This is a genomic window from Agarivorans sp. QJM3NY_25, from assembly GCF_050870875.2.
Classification (GTDB): Bacteria; Pseudomonadota; Gammaproteobacteria; order Enterobacterales; family Celerinatantimonadaceae; genus Agarivorans.
Window position 1 is genome coordinate 3,316,538 of record NZ_CP194041.2, and the last position, 18,338, is coordinate 3,334,875.

The 18,338-nt window shown below is 50.8% G+C and carries 20 protein-coding genes; 3 read left to right on the forward strand and 17 right to left on the reverse strand.

Annotated features, from left to right (window positions below; genetic code table 11):
• Positions 1-152: 152 nt before the first annotated feature.
• The 3 genes from ACRRSW_RS15165 to yqfB all read left to right on the forward strand — a co-directional run bounded on the left by ACRRSW_RS15165 (position 153) and on the right by yqfB (position 1,014).
• On the forward strand, positions 153-359 hold the full coding sequence (locus ACRRSW_RS15165; RefSeq protein ID WP_432461123.1) for an NUDIX domain-containing protein: 207 nt from the start codon (positions 153-155) through the stop codon (positions 357-359).
• Positions 344-523 (forward strand): hypothetical protein, encoded by a 180-nt coding sequence (locus ACRRSW_RS15170; RefSeq protein ID WP_432459757.1) that lies wholly within the window; start codon positions 344-346, stop codon positions 521-523. The genes ACRRSW_RS15165 and ACRRSW_RS15170 overlap by 16 nt, the downstream gene beginning before the upstream one ends.
• Positions 524-684: 161 nt before the next feature.
• On the forward strand, positions 685-1,014 hold the full coding sequence (yqfB, locus tag ACRRSW_RS15175; protein WP_432459758.1) for a N(4)-acetylcytidine aminohydrolase: 330 nt from the start codon (positions 685-687) through the stop codon (positions 1,012-1,014).
• Positions 1,015-1,229: 215 nt separating this feature from the next.
• Here the strand turns inward: yqfB and ACRRSW_RS15180 are convergent, their stop codons facing one another.
• The 17 genes from ACRRSW_RS15180 to ACRRSW_RS15260 form a co-directional block, all read right to left on the reverse strand.
• Complete coding sequence (locus ACRRSW_RS15180) at positions 1,230-2,000, reverse strand: adenosylcobinamide-GDP ribazoletransferase (protein WP_432459759.1); 771 nt, start codon at positions 1,998-2,000, stop codon at positions 1,230-1,232.
• Entirely contained in the window at positions 1,997-2,596 is a 600-nt protein-coding gene (locus ACRRSW_RS15185) for a histidine phosphatase family protein (protein ID WP_432459761.1), read from the reverse strand. The genes ACRRSW_RS15180 and ACRRSW_RS15185 overlap by 4 nt, the downstream gene beginning before the upstream one ends.
• A gap of 44 nt (positions 2,597-2,640) precedes the next feature.
• Positions 2,641-3,222: a histidine phosphatase family protein gene (locus ACRRSW_RS15190; protein ID WP_432459762.1), complete on the reverse strand. Its 582-nt coding sequence runs from the start codon at positions 3,220-3,222 to the stop codon at positions 2,641-2,643.
• Positions 3,219-4,517 carry a cobyrinate a,c-diamide synthase gene (locus ACRRSW_RS15195; RefSeq protein ID WP_432459763.1) on the reverse strand — a complete coding sequence of 433 codons (1,299 nt, stop codon included), beginning with the start codon at positions 4,515-4,517 and terminating at the stop codon, positions 3,219-3,221. The genes ACRRSW_RS15190 and ACRRSW_RS15195 overlap by 4 nt, the downstream gene beginning before the upstream one ends.
• The gene (locus ACRRSW_RS15200; RefSeq protein ID WP_432459764.1) at positions 4,510-6,027 is read right to left on the reverse strand and encodes a cobyric acid synthase; all 1,518 of its coding nucleotides are present in this window, start codon (positions 6,025-6,027) and stop codon (positions 4,510-4,512) included. Before ACRRSW_RS15200 ends, ACRRSW_RS15195 begins: the two co-directional genes overlap by 8 nt.
• The gene (locus tag ACRRSW_RS15205) at positions 6,011-7,072 is read right to left on the reverse strand and encodes a hypothetical protein (protein ID WP_432459765.1); all 1,062 of its coding nucleotides are present in this window, start codon (positions 7,070-7,072) and stop codon (positions 6,011-6,013) included. The genes ACRRSW_RS15200 and ACRRSW_RS15205 overlap by 17 nt, the downstream gene beginning before the upstream one ends.
• A 5-nt stretch (positions 7,073-7,077) precedes the next feature.
• Positions 7,078-7,599 carry a bifunctional adenosylcobinamide kinase/adenosylcobinamide-phosphate guanylyltransferase gene (cobU, locus tag ACRRSW_RS15210; RefSeq protein ID WP_432452394.1) on the reverse strand — a complete coding sequence of 174 codons (522 nt, stop codon included), beginning with the start codon at positions 7,597-7,599 and terminating at the stop codon, positions 7,078-7,080.
• Positions 7,583-8,638: a threonine-phosphate decarboxylase CobD gene (cobD, locus tag ACRRSW_RS15215; RefSeq protein WP_432452393.1), complete on the reverse strand. Its 1,056-nt coding sequence runs from the start codon at positions 8,636-8,638 to the stop codon at positions 7,583-7,585. The genes cobU and cobD overlap by 17 nt, the downstream gene beginning before the upstream one ends.
• An 89-nt stretch (positions 8,639-8,727) precedes the next feature.
• On the reverse strand, positions 8,728-9,684 hold the full coding sequence (gene cbiB / locus ACRRSW_RS15220) for an adenosylcobinamide-phosphate synthase CbiB (protein ID WP_432452392.1): 957 nt from the start codon (positions 9,682-9,684) through the stop codon (positions 8,728-8,730).
• Positions 9,674-11,041 (reverse strand): uroporphyrinogen-III C-methyltransferase, encoded by a 1,368-nt coding sequence (gene cobA / locus ACRRSW_RS15225; protein WP_432459766.1) that lies wholly within the window; start codon positions 11,039-11,041, stop codon positions 9,674-9,676. The genes cbiB and cobA overlap by 11 nt, the downstream gene beginning before the upstream one ends.
• On the reverse strand, positions 11,034-11,822 hold the full coding sequence (cobM, locus tag ACRRSW_RS15230; protein ID WP_432459767.1) for a precorrin-4 C(11)-methyltransferase: 789 nt from the start codon (positions 11,820-11,822) through the stop codon (positions 11,034-11,036). The genes cobA and cobM overlap by 8 nt, the downstream gene beginning before the upstream one ends.
• On the reverse strand, positions 11,822-12,631 hold the full coding sequence (gene cobJ / locus ACRRSW_RS15235; protein WP_432452389.1) for a precorrin-3B C(17)-methyltransferase: 810 nt from the start codon (positions 12,629-12,631) through the stop codon (positions 11,822-11,824). Before cobJ ends, cobM begins: the two co-directional genes overlap by 1 nt.
• Before the next feature lie 57 nt (positions 12,632-12,688).
• Positions 12,689-14,314 carry a cobalamin biosynthesis protein gene (locus ACRRSW_RS15240; RefSeq protein WP_432452388.1) on the reverse strand — a complete coding sequence of 542 codons (1,626 nt, stop codon included), beginning with the start codon at positions 14,312-14,314 and terminating at the stop codon, positions 12,689-12,691.
• A gap of 6 nt (positions 14,315-14,320) precedes the next feature.
• Positions 14,321-15,112 (reverse strand): precorrin-2 C(20)-methyltransferase, encoded by a 792-nt coding sequence (gene cobI / locus ACRRSW_RS15245; RefSeq protein ID WP_432452387.1) that lies wholly within the window; start codon positions 15,110-15,112, stop codon positions 14,321-14,323.
• Positions 15,109-16,359 carry a precorrin-6y C5,15-methyltransferase (decarboxylating) subunit CbiE gene (cbiE, locus tag ACRRSW_RS15250; RefSeq protein WP_432459768.1) on the reverse strand — a complete coding sequence of 417 codons (1,251 nt, stop codon included), beginning with the start codon at positions 16,357-16,359 and terminating at the stop codon, positions 15,109-15,111. Before cbiE ends, cobI begins: the two co-directional genes overlap by 4 nt.
• The gene (locus ACRRSW_RS15255; RefSeq protein ID WP_432459769.1) at positions 16,359-18,170 is read right to left on the reverse strand and encodes a cobalt-precorrin-5B (C(1))-methyltransferase; all 1,812 of its coding nucleotides are present in this window, start codon (positions 18,168-18,170) and stop codon (positions 16,359-16,361) included. The genes cbiE and ACRRSW_RS15255 overlap by 1 nt, the downstream gene beginning before the upstream one ends.
• On the reverse strand, positions 18,163-18,309 hold the full coding sequence (locus tag ACRRSW_RS15260) for a hypothetical protein (RefSeq protein ID WP_432459770.1): 147 nt from the start codon (positions 18,307-18,309) through the stop codon (positions 18,163-18,165). The genes ACRRSW_RS15255 and ACRRSW_RS15260 overlap by 8 nt, the downstream gene beginning before the upstream one ends.
• Between the last annotated feature and the right edge of the window lie 29 nt (positions 18,310-18,338).

An 18,338-nucleotide genomic window follows, 5' to 3' on the forward strand; every position in this document is an offset into this window, starting at 1 on the left:
AAAGCAGCGCGTTTGGTTAACCTGACCAAATATGCGTAGCGGCTGCCAGCGTTATGTCTATTAGTTGCGAGCGTGTTATGTCTAATAATAGCTATAAATCAGGAAATATGAATGAAAAAGTCAGCTGGAATCATCATTGAAAATAAGTCTTTATTGGTTTTGCGCTCCAAAGGGAACGATACTTTTTTGCCCCAGGAGGAAAGCCTGATATGGGAGAGTCTCCAGAAGACGCCTTAGTGAGAGAGTTAAAAGAAGAAGTTGGAATCACCATAAAAAAGGGCGACTTTTCATTTTTAACTCATATAAAGCGCCAGCTTCAGCTATTGAAAAAATTGAGCTCGAGATGGATGTTTATGTAGTCCATTCATATCAAGGTAAGCTGAAAGAAGCAGCTGAAATTGCTGAGCTAAAGTGGATCAATACCTCCAATATCAAGCAAGTTCAGGTTAGTTCAATATTCGAAACCAAGGTATTTCCAATGCTTGTTGAAAAAAATTGGTATCCTAGTCAAAAATACCCATAACAAAATTATAAAGACAGTTACTGCAACTCGTTTAATTGATGCTTTAAAATCGCTGTCTTTAACAAAAATGCGGGAAAGATGGAACATCTCCTTGTTATCACAAGGAAATTTTCTTCATAACAACCCTTATCTGTTTATATATTGCAAAGTGAAAATAAACAATGACTGATGTTCCAGATAAAATTACGTTTTATGAATTTCTTACGCCATTGATTACATCAGGTAAAAAGACAATCACGATCCGAGACAAATCTGAAAGCCATTATATTGTCGGCTCTCAAGTCGAAGTTTTCACCTTGGAAACCGATCAAAAAGTTTGCGATATAGAAATTGAATCTGTAGCACCAATAAAGTTTGATGAGATCAATGAATTCCATGCTCAACAAGAGTTTTTGGAATTACCAAGACTTAAAGAGCTCATCAAAGAAATCTACCCAGATACCAATGAATTGTTTGTGATTACATATCAGTTACGGCCAAACAACGCATAACAACTTGCGCCACGCAGGGAAAAAAATGCCCCGGGGCGGCCTTCTTTTCAGCAACTAAACTTTGGCTGAGCAAATAAAAATAGCGGTACCGTCAAAGCAAAACAGCAATCAACAGCATTCGCCAAACGAAACAATATTGAAACAAGTATTCGCCAGGGAGCGAAGTGCTGCTGATGAAGGGGCATAAAAGCCACCCCACCCCCACCGCATCGCCTTTAACTCAACCAATATAATAAAAACAGATAACAGAGCAGTTCTGATAACTGCTGAATCGCACCCAGCGCATCACCGGTATAGCCCCCGATCTGTACATGCAACCAACGGCCGAAACCAAACCGCGCCAGTAACAATACACCAACTAAAGCCACCGCTAGGCCCAAGCTTGGCAACAAGCTTAACGACAGCAGACTAATCAACAACAATACCAGGCGATCATTGTTACGACTTGGGCTGTGAGCAATGTTTAACTTCGACTGTTCACTTTGGCGCACATAACCATGGCTGTAGATAAAACTCACCGCAACACAGCGGCTTAAGGTATGAGCAATCATCAAGGCTAAGGGCACTTGATGCAACTCACTGAGACTGACATATTTGAGCAATAGTACCAACACCATGCCTATCAGCGCGTAAGCGCCCACCCGCGAATCCTTCATAATTTCCAGCTTGCGGAGCGGAGTAAAACCACCGCCAAAGCCATCGCAAGTATCGGCAAAGCCGTCTTCATGAAAAGCACCGGTCATATAAATACTGGCAATCATCGATAACACCACCGCCACACTTTGCGGCCACAGCTGGGCGCTGAGCGAATACACCAAAGCGCTTAAACAACCCACCAGCAAGCCCACTAGGGGGCTGAATTTATAAGACTCGTTCTTGCGATCTTCGCTATAAGGCAGATCCGCAGGAACTGGCAAACGGGTAAAAATAGAAATCGCCAGTAGCAGAACCTGCCATTGATAGGTGATTTTAGAAGCAATTGTCATGTAAAACTTACCTGAGGCCAAAGTTGGCCATCTGAATCGTGAAAAACCGAAATGGAGATCCTTGCTGCATAGCCAATCTCCAAGCGTTGCAAGTAACTGGCGGTTCTTGGCAGCTGCAAGACGTAACGCAAAATTTGTTTAATCACCCCGCCATGGGTGACTAACAACACGCGCTTACCTCGATGTTGTTTGAGTAGCGCCTTCCAGGCACTCACAATCCGCTGTTCATAGGCCAATAAACTCTCGCCGCCGGGCGGTGTCACATGCCAGGGATCGGCCCAAAAGGCACTCAAGACTTGCTGCTCTCGCTCCCAAACCTGCTGCTTGGGCAGACCGTCCCAGTCGCCAAAATCAATTTCCATGAATTGTTTGGCCTGCAGCAGTTCTAATTGATGCTGCTGCGCGTATTGCTCGGCAAAATCACGGCAACGACGGAGCGGCGAACTCACCAATCGCTCAGCCACGGGGGCATGTTGCATGGCGGCAAACATTTGCGCCATCCCCTCTTCGGTTAAGGCAAAATCGCTATGGCCGCGAAAGCAGTCTGCCCCTTTGGGTAAACCATGGCGCAGTAAATCAATGCTGGTAGTGCTCATCTAAATCATTCTTATGTTATAGGTAAATGCGCCAATCGCTCCATTCAAGCACTGCATTGCAGTCCCGAGTGCTGTATTGGAAAGTCCAGCCTTTGGACGATCCCATTGCTACCAATGCCTTGACCTTCTGCCCAGGAGCATTGCCCACGCAGAATATTGCTCAAGGCACGTAACCATTCGCCGTGACCGACGATGATAATGTCGTGTTGCTCAGCGAAAGGGGCCAGAGAGATTAAGAAAGAATGAATTCTCGCCGCAAAATCAGCTTCCGACTCGAGCCCGGCCACACCCTGCATTTGTCGTTGATAACGTTGCTGGTAGACTCGCCACTGCTCACTTAAGTGCTGATTTTGATCGATCACCTCACCCTGTAGTTCACCAAAACAGCGTTCGCGAAGCCGCACATCAACGCTTGGTTTCAAGCCTAAACGCTTTCCCAATAGCTGAGCGCTGTGATAAGCGCGAGCTAAATCGCTGCAAAACAACAACGGCAGATGACAAGCGGGCAAAGGCAGCGTAAGCAATTGCTGCAGCGCTTGCTCGGTTAAGGGGCTATCCAGCCAGCCTTGGATGCGCCGCTGCGCATTCCACTGCGTTTGACCGTGGCGGATCAATATAAGGCTCACAACTCCCCCTTAAAGATACTGGCAACTAACTGAGGATTATAGGGAAAGTACCAATGAATATAAGAGGCTATCAACTTTTCTTGCTGCCACACCGGATCCATCTCGCGGCCCGATTGGGCAATCGGCGTGCATAATACCCACTGCTGCGACTGGGTTTTAGAATAATGAAAACTGTGACCGCGCAGTTTTTGACCGGAAAAATCAGCTTCCACCAGACCCAAGGCGCATAGCCTATCCTGCATTTGCGCCGTGGCATCCAGCACCCCACAGAGCTCGGCGCTCACCCCATCGACATCACTTAGACTTCGATTGAGATAAAGCATACCGCCGCATTCTGCCAAAATCGGCTTGCTCTGGGCATGCAGTCTGATCTGCTGCATCAATACTTGGTTGGCCTGTAAGGCTTGCAGATGTAACTCAGGATAACCGCCGGGCAAATACAGCGCATCGCAGAGTGGGAGTTCATCACCTGCAATGGGCGAGAAAAATACTAAGTGAGCGCCCAGTTTCTGCAATACATCTAAATTCGCCTGATAGATGAAACTAAAAGCCTTATCGCGAGCAATCGCGATGGTGCAGTTGGCCAACAAGAGGGGCAGAGGTTCTGCCTGGGGGGCCAGTAAGGCGACTGGGGGAGGCAACTTGAGCTTGGCGGTTTCGGCGAGCATCGCAGCCGCTAAATCCAATCGTTGATCGAGATCGGCCAACTCTTCGGCTTGCACTAAACCTAAATGACGCTCTGGCAAGGTAAGCCCTGAATTTTTTTGCAGATAACCACAAAATGTCAATGAATCGGCCAAGGCATCTTTAAGCATTTGTGCATGAGCCGCAGAACCAACCCGATTGGCAAACACGCCATACATTGCAACATCCTGACGATAATGACTCAGACCAAAGGCGATCGCCGCAAAGGTTTGTGCCATGGCGGCGGCGTCGATTACCGCCAGTACCGGGATCCCCAACACCGCTGCAATATCGGCGCTGGAACATTGGCCATCAAACATGCCCATCACCCCTTCAATCAGGATCAAATCTGCCTGTTGCGCAGCCTCGGCCACCAGAGCTTTACAGTGGGCTTCACCGCACATCCAAAAATCCAACTGATACACTGGCTGCCCGCTGGCAAAGGCCAAAAAGTTAGGATCAATAAAATCGGGGCCAGTTTTAAATACTCGTACAGTTTTACCCAAGTTAGTAAAATACCGGGCGATGGCCGCAACCACCGTGGTTTTACCACTGCCCGAACTAGGCGCGGCGACCACTAAGGCCGGACATAGGTGTTGTTGCTTAGGCAATGTTAACTCCAGTGGCTTGTGGAACGCTGGGAGCGGCTGGAGATGAAAAATCAAACTCTGGCCACAACTTTTGTAAATCGAGATGCTGTTCTATGGCATCAGCCACCCGGTTAATGCCCTGCTCGCGCAGCGCCTCAAAATCCAGCCCCTTGGCATCGCTTAAACCAGCCCAGCGTAAAATGGCGGCACAGGCTTCGCTGGATTCAAAGATGCCATGTAAATAAGTTGCAAACACCTGTTGCTCCATTCCAAATGCACCGTCGGGGCCAGAGTCTAAACTCAGCGGTGCCTGAGGACCAATCCCCGAGGTGCGGCCAGCATGGATTTCATATCCAAATACTGCTACGGATTCGGCCCCTGGCATCGTCAGAATACCCTTGCTACGCCGCAGCTGCTTGTTGTTCTGCAATTCAGTTTGTAAAGGCAAATATCCCAAACCTTCGCTTTCACCCGCAACGCCCTCGATACCGAGAGGATCCGCAATCACTTCCCCCAACATCTGCAAACCACCACAAATTCCCATCAACTTACCGCCAAACCGCAAATGCCGCTCGATTTGCTTATCCCAGCCTTGGTCGCGTAAAAATGCCAAATCACTGCGAACACTCTTCGAACCGGGCAAGATAATTAAATCCGCAGCTGGCAATGGTTGATGTTTAGCGACAAACACCAGATCCACATTGGGGTGTAAGCGCAATGGATCAAAGTCAGTGTGATTGCTAATGCGCGGTAAAATCGGCACCACTACCTTCAAGGGATGTTCCGCCTGTTTCAGCTGATTCACATTAATTGCATCTTCAGCTTCCAGCATCAAACCATGTAAATAAGGCAATACGCCTAATACTGGCTTGCCCGTTGTCTGCTCCAGCCATTGTAAACCGCTCTCCAATAAGGCTTTATCACCGCGAAAGCGATTAATCACAAAGCCCACCACCTGCGCCTGTTCCGCCTCGGTGAGTAATGCAAGAGTACCGTACAAATGCGCAAATACCCCGCCGCGATCGATATCAGCCACAATAATCACCGGCACATTGGCGGCTTGAGCAAAGCCCATATTGGCAATGTCATGCTCACGCAAGTTGATCTCGGCTGGGCTTCCCGCGCCTTCAATGAGTACGCTTTGATATTTCGCCTGTAAACGAGCAAAAGACTCCAACACATACTTCATCGCCTTAGGTTTATAGGCATGATAAGACACTGCATCCATCTCCGCATGCGCCTTACCATGAATAATCACCTGCGCCCCCACATCAGTATTGGGCTTCAGTAAAATCGGATTCATATCGGTGCTTGGCTCAATACCGCAAGCATAAGCCTGTACCGCTTGGGCGCGGCCTATTTCGCCATGGTCGATGGTAACCGCACTATTCAAAGCCATATTCTGTGGCTTAAAAGGCGCAACCTGAACGCCCCTGCGTGCCAGTACGCGACACAAACCGGCCACCAGCACCGATTTACCCGCATCTGAAGTCGTGCCTTGAACCATCAGGGCTTTAGTGCATGCTTGCATGAGCGGATCCTTGTTGCTGTTGTTGCTGTTGTTGCGGTTTCAACCATGGCGTCACCGCACTATCGAGGCTGGCGAGTAGCTGTTGTGGCTTAATTGCCTGCTGCTCGGCAAATACCAAACAAGCGCCTAAACCACAGCCTTCAATCACGTAGCCTCTTTCATACATTTGCAATGCCTTAAACTTCGAGCCATCAAAACGTAGTTCGGGAGTCAATACACGACAATTCGCAGGCAGTGCCGCGGCGATAATTTGCGAATCACCGGAGGCCATCACCCAGCGCGTAGTGGCAATGCTCAATTGTTTATCACGAAGTTGATGTTGCATGGCAATCACTGGTGCAAACATCATCACGCCTCCGGCAAAGTCGAGACGAACTAACTCCGAGTCGAGTAGTGCACAACAGGCTCGCTGAATGGGATCCGACCATTGTAAACTAGCCACATAAGGCTCCACCGCCAGCGGCAGTTGTGCGGTCTGACTCAGCAGAGATTCAATCAATTGTTCTTTTACTCGCAACTTTTCCGGATCTTTGGTACTCCCAGCAAAACTCAAGACTTGACCCAACCAACGTCGTAACCAAAGGCTGGCAAAGCTAGTGCCTCCTATTCCCGACTCGGCGATCAGATGCCGCTCGCCCGCTGCCGCCTGACGTTTCAACTCAGGAATCAACTGTTGTTGCATCAGCTGTTGCTCTGCACCCAGCGCACAGTGATGCACCACCAGGTGATCAACCATGCTGCCATTAAAATCAGGTTCATGCTCCAGGCCTAATTGATAACAATGCAGTCGAATTTTATAACCTTTGGCCTGCAGCGCGCGAAATATTCCATGAACCAAAATCGCCGGAGTCACCGAGCCGTTGGCCAATTCCGGAGAAGGCAAAAATTGGCCATCCAGTAAGGTATTCGCCTGACCACAGGCAATCAACTCGGTATCGCGCGAGGGGTGCAATTGCATCAGCCCGTCACCTGCGCCCGCGTCACTAATCTGATGTAGGTTTGGGATCGGAGCAACCGAGTTTAAAGTTATAAAATTCAACCACATAATATTCATCCTTTGAGATGCATGGGAAGGCCAGCGGTGACCAACGTCACCTTGTTTACTTGGGCTGCAATCGCTTGATGTAGCCAGCCAGCTTGATCTACAAAACGACGCGATGACTCACCCATCGGCACAATGCCACAACCCACTTCGTTGCTAACTAAAATCACTTGTCCGGGAAGTTGGGCCAAGCTGGTCAGTAAACTTTGCTTACGCTCGGGCCATTGCACCTGGTCAAACTCAAACAGGCAATTGCTCAACCACAGGGTTAAACAATCCACCAAAATGCAATTATCGGCGCGGCTATGGGCGAGTAATGCCTCGGACAATGCAACTGGCTCTTCAATCACTTGCCAGTGGGCTGGACGCTGCTGTTGATGCATTGCCACCCGCTGCGCCATCTCGGGATCACGCACCTGAGAGGTGGCAAGATAAATCACGCTTTTGCCCGATAGCTGCGCCTGTTGCTCGGCGTAAGCACTTTTCCCGGAACGGGCACCACCCAAAACTAGTTCAATCCGATTCGCCATCGCTGGTCTCCTTGATGGCGTGGCTTAGCTGTTGCAACGCCTTGGTTAATTTTGTCCAATCAGCCTCACTGGCGGGTAAACCAAAGCGCAGCGCATCCCCTTCGTCACATAAACGGGTGTAAATTTGGGCTTCACAGAGTTGCCTATGCCAGTCACTTGCTTGCACCAGATAAGCGCTGGTAAATAGCTGGCTGCCCGCCAGCCGACAGTTTAAATATTTCGCTAATAATTGATTAAGGCGCTGCGAGGCTACGCCTAACGCACGCTTGGTTTGCTGCTGCCAGGGTTTATCGAGCAGTGCCTGTTGTACCACCCAGCGACAAGGACCAGCCACCGTCCAAGGACCCAGCCGATGCGCCAACGCTACCTGCATGGCCAGCTCGGCAAATACAAAACCAACCCGTGCCCCTGCTAAACCAAAAAATTTACCTACCGAGCGCAGCACCACCAGATGCGATAAATCCAGCTCAGGGTGCAATAACGAGCACTGCGGTGTGCAATCCATAAAGGCTTCGTCCACCAGTAAATACCCGCCTCTGGCAGCCAGATGCTGGCGCAACTCAAGCAGTTGCTGCACCGAATAGCGCTCCCCGCTTGGGTTATTGGGATGGATCACCACCAGTACATCGCTGCGAGCCACCAGCTGCGGGCTAGGGAAATCATCATAAAACAGCAACTCGCACCCGCCGCACTGTTGCCAAGCATGTTGGTGCTCTTTATAGCCAACTCTAGGCAGCGCCACCACGGCCTTGGAACACTCGAGACGCGCCAAAATAATACTAGGTAAGGCCATAATCGCCGCCTGAGAGCCAGCCACCGCCAGCGGTTTAAACGGCGCATTATAATAACGAAGAGCGGCCTGTTCTAAACCGTCATCGATTTGCGGCAAATGCTGCCAAACCTCGGCAGGCAGGCTGCCCACCGGATAGGCAAAAGGGCTCACCCCAGTGGAAAGATCCAGCCAGTCGGTCAATGCTCCGCCGTAACGAGCCACCTGCTCACGCAAATTCCCACCATGCTGTGGCGCGACTGCCTTCATTCTCTGCTCCTCAATCAAGTCATCCCCTCAAACTTCCGTTCACCAAAAACTCAATCAACTCATCAATTAACCAATGCCAAGCCCAAAGCTCAGCAGGCCAATAGCCAAATCAACCACACCAGCGCTAAGCCAATGCAGCCCCTTTCAACCAAGGCAATCGCCCTTGGAATTGCCTGTGGCGGTGATAAAGGCCCATGCCCCATCGGCGGCTTTTGGTGCAGCACGCCATGATAATAGGTGGGCCCACCAATACTGATCCCCAAAGCGCCAGCTCCGCTGGTCATGGTGACGCCTCCATTGGGGCTGGCACAATGCCGAGCCTGCTGTTGCCAGCACTGTAGCGCCAATTTGAAATCGCCCTGAACCGCATAGCTCAGCGCAGTGAGCCGTGCGGGCAGCCATGCCAGTAGATCATCGAGTCTGGCACTAACATAACCAAACTCTAAATACTGAGAGGTTTTATAGCCCCACATCGCATCCAAGGTATTGGCTAAGCGAAATAACAACGCACCAGGTGCGCCCAAGAGCACAAACCAAAGCATCGGTGCGATCACCGCATCATTCCCATTTTCCAGCACCGATTCGATGGTCGATGAGCTAATCGCAGTGGCATCCATACGCTCGGTATCACGACTCACGATTTGCGCCAACTGATACCGCGCCTGCGCCATATCGCCCTGCTGTAAAGGCCGATAAATCTGTTGGGCATGTTCACTTAAGCTACGGCCACCCATACTTAGATAGAGGATCAGGCTGCTGGCGACAAACCACGCCAAAGGCGAGCGCACCAACAGCCAATGACAAGCGCCAAAGCATAGCAATACCGGCGGCAGCACCGCGAAGCTCCAAGCCAAAGCACCTTGTTGTTTTTCACTCAAGCAAACCATCGCGCGACAGCGCCGCTCAATGTATTGCGCCAAATTGCCAAACACGACCAAAGGATGACAACGGCTTGGCTCGCCTAGGGCTTTATCTAAACCCAGCGCCAGCAGTAAGGCCAATGCGCTGGCTAAACTTCGATCGGCGAGGAGCGCTTCAAGCCACATCGGCGGCCTCGTATACCAAGGCCTCGGGTAAATCAAACAGGCTCAGCGCTTCGGCTTCACCAAGTACATGACCTTGCTGAGCAGCCCAATCCCGGACCCGCTCATTCAAGGCGATCAACTTGGCTCCTTGCAGGGCCTCGGCATGATGTTTATAGAGCGAGGCGGCAATCGCACTATCTTCCACCAATAACCAGTCAACCGACGGCAATGGATAAGCCAAGGCTTGACTCAATCGCTGACCAATATTGTGGTAACGACTGTTAGGATCTCGCTCCAAGGCATCCAGCGTTAAGATCAATGCATGTTCCGACAGTACTGCAGGGGCAATCCCCAATGCTTCTAAAGCCCGACAAACCGCCGGATCATCACTCCCCATTGGCATCCTAAATTGACGAATATCCCGCTGCTGCTGTTTTAAGCTCTGCCACCACAGTTTAAAACTACTTAGGTCGGCAAATCCCAGCTCCACTTGATTGGCAAAAAATCGCCAATCTTCAGCATGAATGCTCGACTCGCAAGGTAAACTATCCACCTGAATCACCTCTGCCCCAAGCTCGGAAATCGCCTGCTGTTGTGGGTAGTCACCACACAGCAGCACTCTTGAGCCAAACAAGGGCAAACGAGCACACCAGTCAAATTCCTTGGCTTGGGCAACCACTTCTCCAACAATCACTAAAGCAGGGCCAGCCTGTTGTAAGCCTGCGACTTTATCGGCGATACTCGCCAGCGTCGCCACAACACAGTGATGGTCGGCACTAGTCGCCGAAAATATCAGCGCGATCGGCGTCTCTGGCGAGCGTCCCTGACGAATAAAATTCTGCACATGTTTGGCCAATTGTTTAGCCCCCATATACAACACCAGAGTGCCGCCGTCTTGTCCAAGCGCACCCCAAGAAGCAATGCTATCACTAGATTTATGACCACTCACAAAGGTCACACTCGAAGCGATCCCGCCACTGGTTAAAGGAAAGCCAGAATAGGCAGCAGCACCTAAGGCAGCGGTGATGCCGGGCACTAACTCGTAGTCAATCTGATGAGCTTCCAAATCGCGGCATTCTTCGGTCATTCGACCAAAAATACAAGGGTCGCCCGCTTTTAAACGCGCCACTCGTTTACCTGAATGGGCGAAAGCCAATACATCGGGATGCATCCCGTAATCAATATGACAGCCCTGATAGCCACGATAGCCCACCTGATAGAGCTGCACATGCGCAGGTACCACCGATAATATGGCGGCACTCACCAGTTTGTCGTAGCACACCACATCACAATCACTGAGTAGTTGTTTGGCGCGACAGGTGAGTAGGCCGGGATCGCCGGGACCCGCACCAATTAGATAAACTTTACCCTTACTCATCGAAAGCCTCCTCGCTTAACGGCGCAATGCTTGCCTGACGGCAGGCGTGGGAAAAACTGGGGTCATATAACTTTGAATCGACAAAATCATCGATGGCCAAAACCTTGCTCACGATGATCATCGCTGTGGAACGGATCTTCGCCTGATGCATCTTGTCGGCAATATCGGCCAGCGTACCCCGAATGATCCGTTGCTCTGGATGTGAGGCCTTTTCAACCACCACCACTGGCCAGCTCAAGGGATAAACTTCACTCAATTCACGGACCACCTTACGGATCAAAGTTGCGCTGAGAAACAAACACAGGGTGGCTTCGTGCTGCGCCAAAGATTTAAGGTTTTCCTTCTCCGGCACCGGAGTGCGCCCCGACATGCGGCTTAGAATAATGGTTTGGCACTGCTCAGGCAGGGTCAGTTCCTGACCGAGCGCAGCGGCGGATGCTTGAAACGAAGACACTCCCGGCACCACCTGCCAATCAATCTCCAGCGCATCCAAACGGCGAACCTGCTCGGCCAGCGAAGAATAAATCGATAGGTCGCCAGTTTGCACTCTGGCCACATCCTTGCCTTGCTGCTTCGCCTCAAGGTAAACCTGAGTGATAGCATCCAGATCCATATCTGCAGAATTCAAAACTAAAGCGTCGACGCGCGCACGCTCAATCACCGCTTTGGGCACTAAACTGCCGGTATACAGCACCACTGGACAAGTCTCGACCAACTTCGCGCCTTTCACCGTAATCAGATCCGGGTCACCGGGCCCCGCACCAATAAAAAATACCGTCATCACTGTTCCTCTTGTCGCTGCTGTAGTGCCCGCCCGGGCGTTTGTCCGTCTCGGGTTTCACCATCTTGCAAGGTATATTTGTTGTCGTAACCACGCGGGGTTACGATCCAATCTTTAAAACGAAAACTGCTATTATTGCCAACAATCACCGCAGCGTTCATGGCAAACTCTAAGTCAGTAAATTTGTCCAAAGTCGATAATTGCACCGACTGCTCTGGGCGATAAGCCGCATTCACAATCGCCACCGGGGTTTTGGGGTGACGGTGTTGCAGCAAAATTTGCTGTGCTTCAACAATCTGTTGCTGGCGCTTACGTGAACGTGGGTTATAAAAAGTAATCGCAAAGTCGGCAAGTGCCGCCGCTTCAATGCGCTTCACAATGACTGGCCAGGGGGTGAGTAAGTCCGATAAGGAAATAGTGCAACTATCGTGGCCCAATGGGGCTCCGACTAAAGAAGCGCAGGCATTGGCGGCGGTAATTCCGGGCACAATTTCCAGCTCAATATTAAGATCGTTGGTGCTCACTAACTCGAGGATCAGCGGCGCCATGGCGTACATCCCCGCGTCACCCGAACAAACCATCGCCACATTGTGACCTAACTGCACTTGCGATATCGCGGCATCGGCACGTTGCCACTCTTTAGTCATACCACTGCGTACAATGGTTTGCTGACCCAATAAGGGCTGAATCAATTTGATGTACAAGCCGTAACCCACCACCACGTCAACCGACCGAATCACCTGCTGGGCCTTCACCGACATCAAATCTAAGCTGCCAGGGCCTAAACCCACTAAATATAACTTAGCCAAAAGCTTGCTCCTGCTTTGCCAACTTCATTTGAAGTGGTCTTTTGAACCCATATTTGATTAACATGCAGCGACTCCCGATTGTCGCTCAAGGATATCTTCAACGGCGGCAAAATGTTCCACGGAAAATAACGCCCGCAAAGGCCGATCCTCGGCCAGCGCTTGAAATAGCGTTTTCCATTGCGCCTCAGAAAACTGTTCAATATTTTTTAACCATAAAGCGTGATTGGCCTGACTGGCCGGATCCACATGGCGTTGATAAATCACCATAGTGGCACGCTGTCGACAAGCACCAACGCAATGGCTACGACTGATTTTGATCCGCTGTTCACCACTGGCCAAACCCATCGTCTTCAGAATAGCGCGCAAGTCGTGGGCTAAAGATTGACTGCCAGCCTTGGCGCAACGACTACCTTCACATAAAAAGATATGTTGACGGTGATGCAACATTGGACGATTTAAGTCGACATGCTCAGGCTTGCAGCGGCAGCCTTCAACAACCGGATTACCATGCGCGTTCAGTTTAGGCTCTGCGCCATGGCGCGCTTGGCCAAACCAATTTTTCCGTTGTTGTTGCTTAAGCGGTTCACTAAAGCGCAAGCGGCAACAGGCTAAGGTAAGATTATATCCCTGCTGAGTGAACACCCACTTACTTACAAGTAGCTGCTCACTGTGGGCCTGGCGTAATGCCGCAGCTTCGGCGACCGAATCACTCCCGGTGATTTTTTTCACATAGGTTGAAGGATTTTCCACCCCAGCTAAACCATCAAGCTGGGGAGCCGGATAAGTCACAAACGGCCACTGTCGCTTAGCCGATAAGGCGAGCAAGGCCGACTCATCGGCTTTGAGGTCGATGCTGGCAAATCCCACCACCGAATCCAGACTCAGATGAAACTGTTGGCTAAACTGCGCAAGCCCGGCCTCAATGACCGCCAATGGCGTGTTTCGGTCACAACCAATGCCCAAGACCAGCGACTTTGGCCGCCATAACACCAGCTTATCTTGCCAACCCGCAGCGATAGGGCTTAAGTCATCACTGATTAACACTGCCCCGTGAAAGTCCGCTGCCGACAAATCGTCAAGTTTGCTGTGACAAATCAAATGAGCAGGCATCCGTTTCTCGAAGGTCCACCAGCGTTTATCACCCGCTTGTTGCACGATTGCCACTGGCTGCTGATTCACCACCGCCGCAGAAACACGAGTAATTGACGCCTCGCATGTCGGGTCGAGCTGCCAAGCAAAGGGCGCACCCAACATATCCACCGCAAGGGTTTCAGACACATCGGAGGCGGTGGTTAATACTGGCTGCGCCTTCAGTACATAAGCGATACGTTCGGCCAGTTGATTGGCCCCTCCTCGATGCCCCGATAACAGCGGGATCACAAAATTAGCCTGCTCATCAATACACAGCACCGCAGGATCGTGGCGTTTATCCTGGATCAAGGGTGCAATCACTCGGCTTACAATGCCGGTCGCACAAATGAAAATATGTCCATCATAGTCTGCAAAACGTTCACTGAGCGCTTGGCTCAAGGGAAACGACAAGGGGTTCACCCGCTCTGGCGTGGCGTCAAACAGCTCTAAACCCACCGCGGAGATAAATAGCTCGGCAAAGGGTAAGTGCTTGGCAAGCCGACGGGCTTGCTTGGCGCCGTTTAAGGTAATGGCGTAAATGGCTAGTTTCATCGGGATTTAGGCCACCGCAATATGTTTCGAAGCGCCATCCGCGTGGCGCAATACGCCACGGCGCGAACGAATAGAAATCTGTACCATCGAGAAGTAGCGATGCTCGGTGGGGACCTCATCGAGTCGATGATAAATTTCTTGTTGCTCACTACTGGCATGAGACACATAGGTGGCCGCATCCTCCAAACCCAGCAGTTTTAACTTGGCTGATAACTGGCTAATCATTCGTCCCGCTTTAATCAGAATAATCGTGTCGAATTCTTCTACTAAGCTGGCTAAACACTCGATGCCATAGGTGGCGGGAACCACACAAAAACGCTCTTGACCATCGGCCAAAGGAATTTTGGTGGCTGCGGGCACCGCAGTAATCGAGGTAATCCCGGGCACAATCACCGGTTCCAAGCTCGGGGCAAGCTCCGCCAGCTCTTCCTGAATGTAGGCCCAGGTGCTATACACCGATGGGTCACCTTCGGTGACAAAAACCACCGACTTGCCCTGCTGCAAGTACCCAAGAATTTGCTCGGCCGCCGCTTGCCAGGCGGGCACATTTTGCAAGGGGTCACGGGTCATCGGAAAATGTAAAAAGCAGGCTTCACCATGGAGTTCGTCTTCACTGACCGCGCCACCGACAATTTGCCAGGCGAAGGAGTCAGCCTTACCCTTGGTTTTTTCTGGGATGGCAATGATATCCGCCTGTTTAATTAAACGAACCGCCTTCAAGGTGAGTAACTCACTGTCGCCTGTACCCACGCCAACGGCGTAGAGTTGGCCGTAATGATGATGTTTTGCTTGATTCACAATAGGTCTCCTGACACTGGTTTGCTAATCGAAAATAAATGAATAGGATTTTCCGCCTGATAGCGCTGATAGTTAGCCAGCGGCTGCGTTTGCGCCACGTTCACTAACTGCACCTGAAACCTCAGATTTTGCTGTTTTCCCCACTGGTAAAGTTCTGCCACGGTGTCCAAGGTAACCGCCGAAATCAGTAGTCGACCCTGTGGCTTCAGCACCTGCCAACAATGGTCGAGGATCAACTGCATTTGACCACGACTGCCACCAATAAAAATCGCATCGGGTGGGGCTAACTCTTGCAGCGCTTGCGGTGCTTTGGCTTGCACCAAACAAACATTATCGGTGCTATGAGCGTGTATATTGTGTTCAATGCCGGCATAACATTCGGGATTAGATTCAATCGCAAATACCTGGCCCTGCCAGCAAAATTTTGCCGCTTCGATAGCGATAGAACCGGAGCCTGCACCGATATCCCAGACCGTATCTGCGGGACGAATTCTCATTGCGGCCAGCGCCAAATGACGCACTGGCTGTTTACTAATCAAACCGTGTTGTGGGCTCCGTTTGCTAAAACAACTATCTTCAGAAAACTGGCCATAGCCGCCCCAGACCAGTTCACTTTGCCGCTGCGCGATAATCAGGTTTAAGGGGGAAAACGGCTCGGGGTGGGCGGCTAATTGCGCCACACTAAACTCACTGATCTGTTCATTTACATCCGCTAACTGCTCACACACGCTTAAGCGCCAGTCCGCTTGATTAAACTTGGCTAAGTGCTGAGCAATCACCTGAGGGGTATTTTTATCATCGGTCAAAATCGCAAACAAACTGGCTTGCTGCATTTGACTCACCAAGCCTGCCAGAGCTCGGCCATGGCAGGAAATGAACTGAGCCTGCGACCAAGGCAGTGCCAACTTGGCAAAGGCCAATTGGACCGAGCTTAAGGCCGGAATAAATGCCAATTCTTCGCGCTTCACTCGTTTGAGTAGCGCATGACCAATCCCGTAAAATAAGGGGTCGCCAGAAGCTAGAATCACCACTGCGCCCTCTTCGCTCTCATCAATTAACTCGTTCAACCATTCACTAAAACCCTGGCTCATATCGAGAAATAGCCCGTCAAATTGCGGAAACCATGCCATATGACGCGGATGCCCCGCCACCACCCGGGCCTGTGCTATCGCATTCACTGCGCGACTGGAAAGGCTAATGCAACCGTCTTCGTTCACCCCGACTACCGTAATGTTATTCATCATCATTACACCGACTGATATAACAAGGCGTGAACCGCAGACACCACAATCGGGCTGCCGCCTTTACGGCCCACACTGGCAATATAAGGCACTTGGTCTTGCTCGATCAGTGCCTGCTTAGATTCCGCCGCCTTCACAAATCCCACCGGGATCCCAATCACCAGCGCAGGCTTTATTTCGCCTTTCTCCACCAAATCAAGCACTTCAAACAGTGCCGTTGGCGCATTCCCAATGGCGATAATGGCACCATCCAATAAACCCAAATCCCGAGCCTTACGCATCGCCCAGACGGCACGGGTATCGCCATGTTGTTTGGCGCTGGTAATCACCCCTTTGTCGCTAATAAAGCAATACATTTGATTTTGATAAACCGATAAACGTTGCTCACTAATTCCCGAGCTAATCATCGATACATCACTAACAATTGGGCAACCTTGTTTGAGCGCATTCACCCCCGAGACAATGGCATCAGCGCTAAACTTAAACAATTGAGCAAACTCAAAATCTCCAGTGGTATGGATGGCACGCCGCACCACTGGCCACTGGCTGTCGCTGAAGGAATGTCCGCCATGAATTTGGGCGATTTCGCGATCGATAATCGCGAACGAGTCATTCTCTATTTCATGACCACGAGCGGTCATCTGTTGCATTCTATCCATCGGCCGAGATTCCTTTACTACTTTAAATTTTTTAAACGGTTCGGTATGACCCAGTGGGCGACCATCAAAATCAATCAGCATCAGCTCGATGCGCAATTGTTGAGCGGTATATCGTTGGGCATGCTGCTGCGCCTGCTGACACATTCTTAGAAAAAAGGGCAGCTTGAGAAATTGTTGTGGGTACTCGTCGCGGATCAACTCGAGCATTTGCCTTGCAGTATTAGCTTTGGCTATCTGCTCAGACAGTGCCAATTTCAAGCCCGATTGCTTGGCCAATTCACTCAAGCTCTCAAAATCGATCGCATGGCCAGAGACATGGGTCATCATCCGACCCGAGACCAACTTGGCCATTTTGCCAATCATCGCAACAATGGTGACTTTTTTGACCCGATAGCGTTTTGCCGCCCGTAAACCAACCCCAATGAAATCCCCCGCTTGGATAAAAGCCAGGCTAGCTAAATCAGGAAATTGCTGCATCGCTGCCTGTTCAGAGCGACTGCCTGTGGTCAAAATTACATGTGCCGCCTGATGAGTTTTCGCTAACTGAATGGCTTGTCGAACTGAGGCCGCAAAAGCAGAGGTTGAAAAGGGTTTAACCGTGCCACGGGTGCCTAAAATAGAAATACCACCTATCAAACCGAGACGTTGATTAATGGTTTGTTTGGCAGCTTGTTCACCGCCCGGTACCGATATCGTCAACTCTAAACCCAAGGAACCCTGCTGCGCCGCAGCTGAGGGTTGCCATTCCAGCATCGCCATATCGATAATATTTTGCCGGGGTACCGGATTAATTGCCGGTTCACCCACAGCAAGCTCCAAGCCTTCCAGAGTGACTGTTGCAACGCCACTGCCGCCCCGGACTTGGATCCCCGGTTGACCCGATAAACTCGCGGTACACTGAATTTCTAAACCATGAGTACAGTCGGGATCATCCCCCGCATCCTTAATCACTCCAGCGGTAACATGACTAGAACCACTGAGACTGGCGATGGCAAAACTGACAAATTCACGATTCGGGAGCTGGATTTCGATTTCTGAAACCGGCTGTTGACTGAGTAAACACCTCACCGCAGCGCGTGCGGCGGCTGCCGCACAGGCACCGGTGGTATATCCACCTCTCAGTTCTTTATTACTGGCAGAACGCTTTAATCTAGCCACGGGAGCCCCCCGCAGGATCAACAATAAGCGCCAAATAGTGGTCGTCTCGACCGCAAAAGTAATGGTCGGTGTGATATTGATGGCTTTTTAGGACAAGACTAGCCGATACAACGGCGAACACCGCGTTTAGCATAGACACAAGTATTCCTTCCTCGTTTAACAACCAAG

Bases quoted from the DNA above. Each gene is read 5' to 3' on its own strand.
- ACRRSW_RS15170 (WP_432459757.1), top strand. From the start codon at position 344: ATGGATGTTTATGTAGTCCATTCATATCAAGGTAAGCTGAAAGAAGCA.
- yqfB (WP_432459758.1), top strand. From the start codon at position 685: ATGACTGATGTTCCAGATAAAATTACGTTTTATGAATTTCTTACGCCA.
- ACRRSW_RS15180 (WP_432459759.1), bottom strand. From the start codon at position 2,000: ATGACAATTGCTTCTAAAATCACCTATCAATGGCAGGTTCTGCTACTG.
- ACRRSW_RS15185 (WP_432459761.1), bottom strand. From the start codon at position 2,596: ATGAGCACTACCAGCATTGATTTACTGCGCCATGGTTTACCCAAAGGG.
- ACRRSW_RS15200 (WP_432459764.1), bottom strand. From the start codon at position 6,027: ATGCAAGCATGCACTAAAGCCCTGATGGTTCAAGGCACGACTTCAGAT.
- ACRRSW_RS15205 (WP_432459765.1), bottom strand. From the start codon at position 7,072: ATGTGGTTGAATTTTATAACTTTAAACTCGGTTGCTCCGATCCCAAAC.
- cobU (WP_432452394.1), bottom strand. From the start codon at position 7,599: ATGGCGAATCGGATTGAACTAGTTTTGGGTGGTGCCCGTTCCGGGAAA.
- cobD (WP_432452393.1), bottom strand. From the start codon at position 8,638: ATGAAGGCAGTCGCGCCACAGCATGGTGGGAATTTGCGTGAGCAGGTG.
- cbiB (WP_432452392.1), bottom strand. From the start codon at position 9,684: ATGTGGCTTGAAGCGCTCCTCGCCGATCGAAGTTTAGCCAGCGCATTG.
- cobA (WP_432459766.1), bottom strand. From the start codon at position 11,041: ATGAGTAAGGGTAAAGTTTATCTAATTGGTGCGGGTCCCGGCGATCCC.
- cobM (WP_432459767.1), bottom strand. From the start codon at position 11,822: ATGACGGTATTTTTTATTGGTGCGGGGCCCGGTGACCCGGATCTGATT.
- ACRRSW_RS15240 (WP_432452388.1), bottom strand. From the start codon at position 14,314: ATGAAACTAGCCATTTACGCCATTACCTTAAACGGCGCCAAGCAAGCC.
- cbiE (WP_432459768.1), bottom strand. From the start codon at position 16,359: ATGATGATGAATAACATTACGGTAGTCGGGGTGAACGAAGACGGTTGC.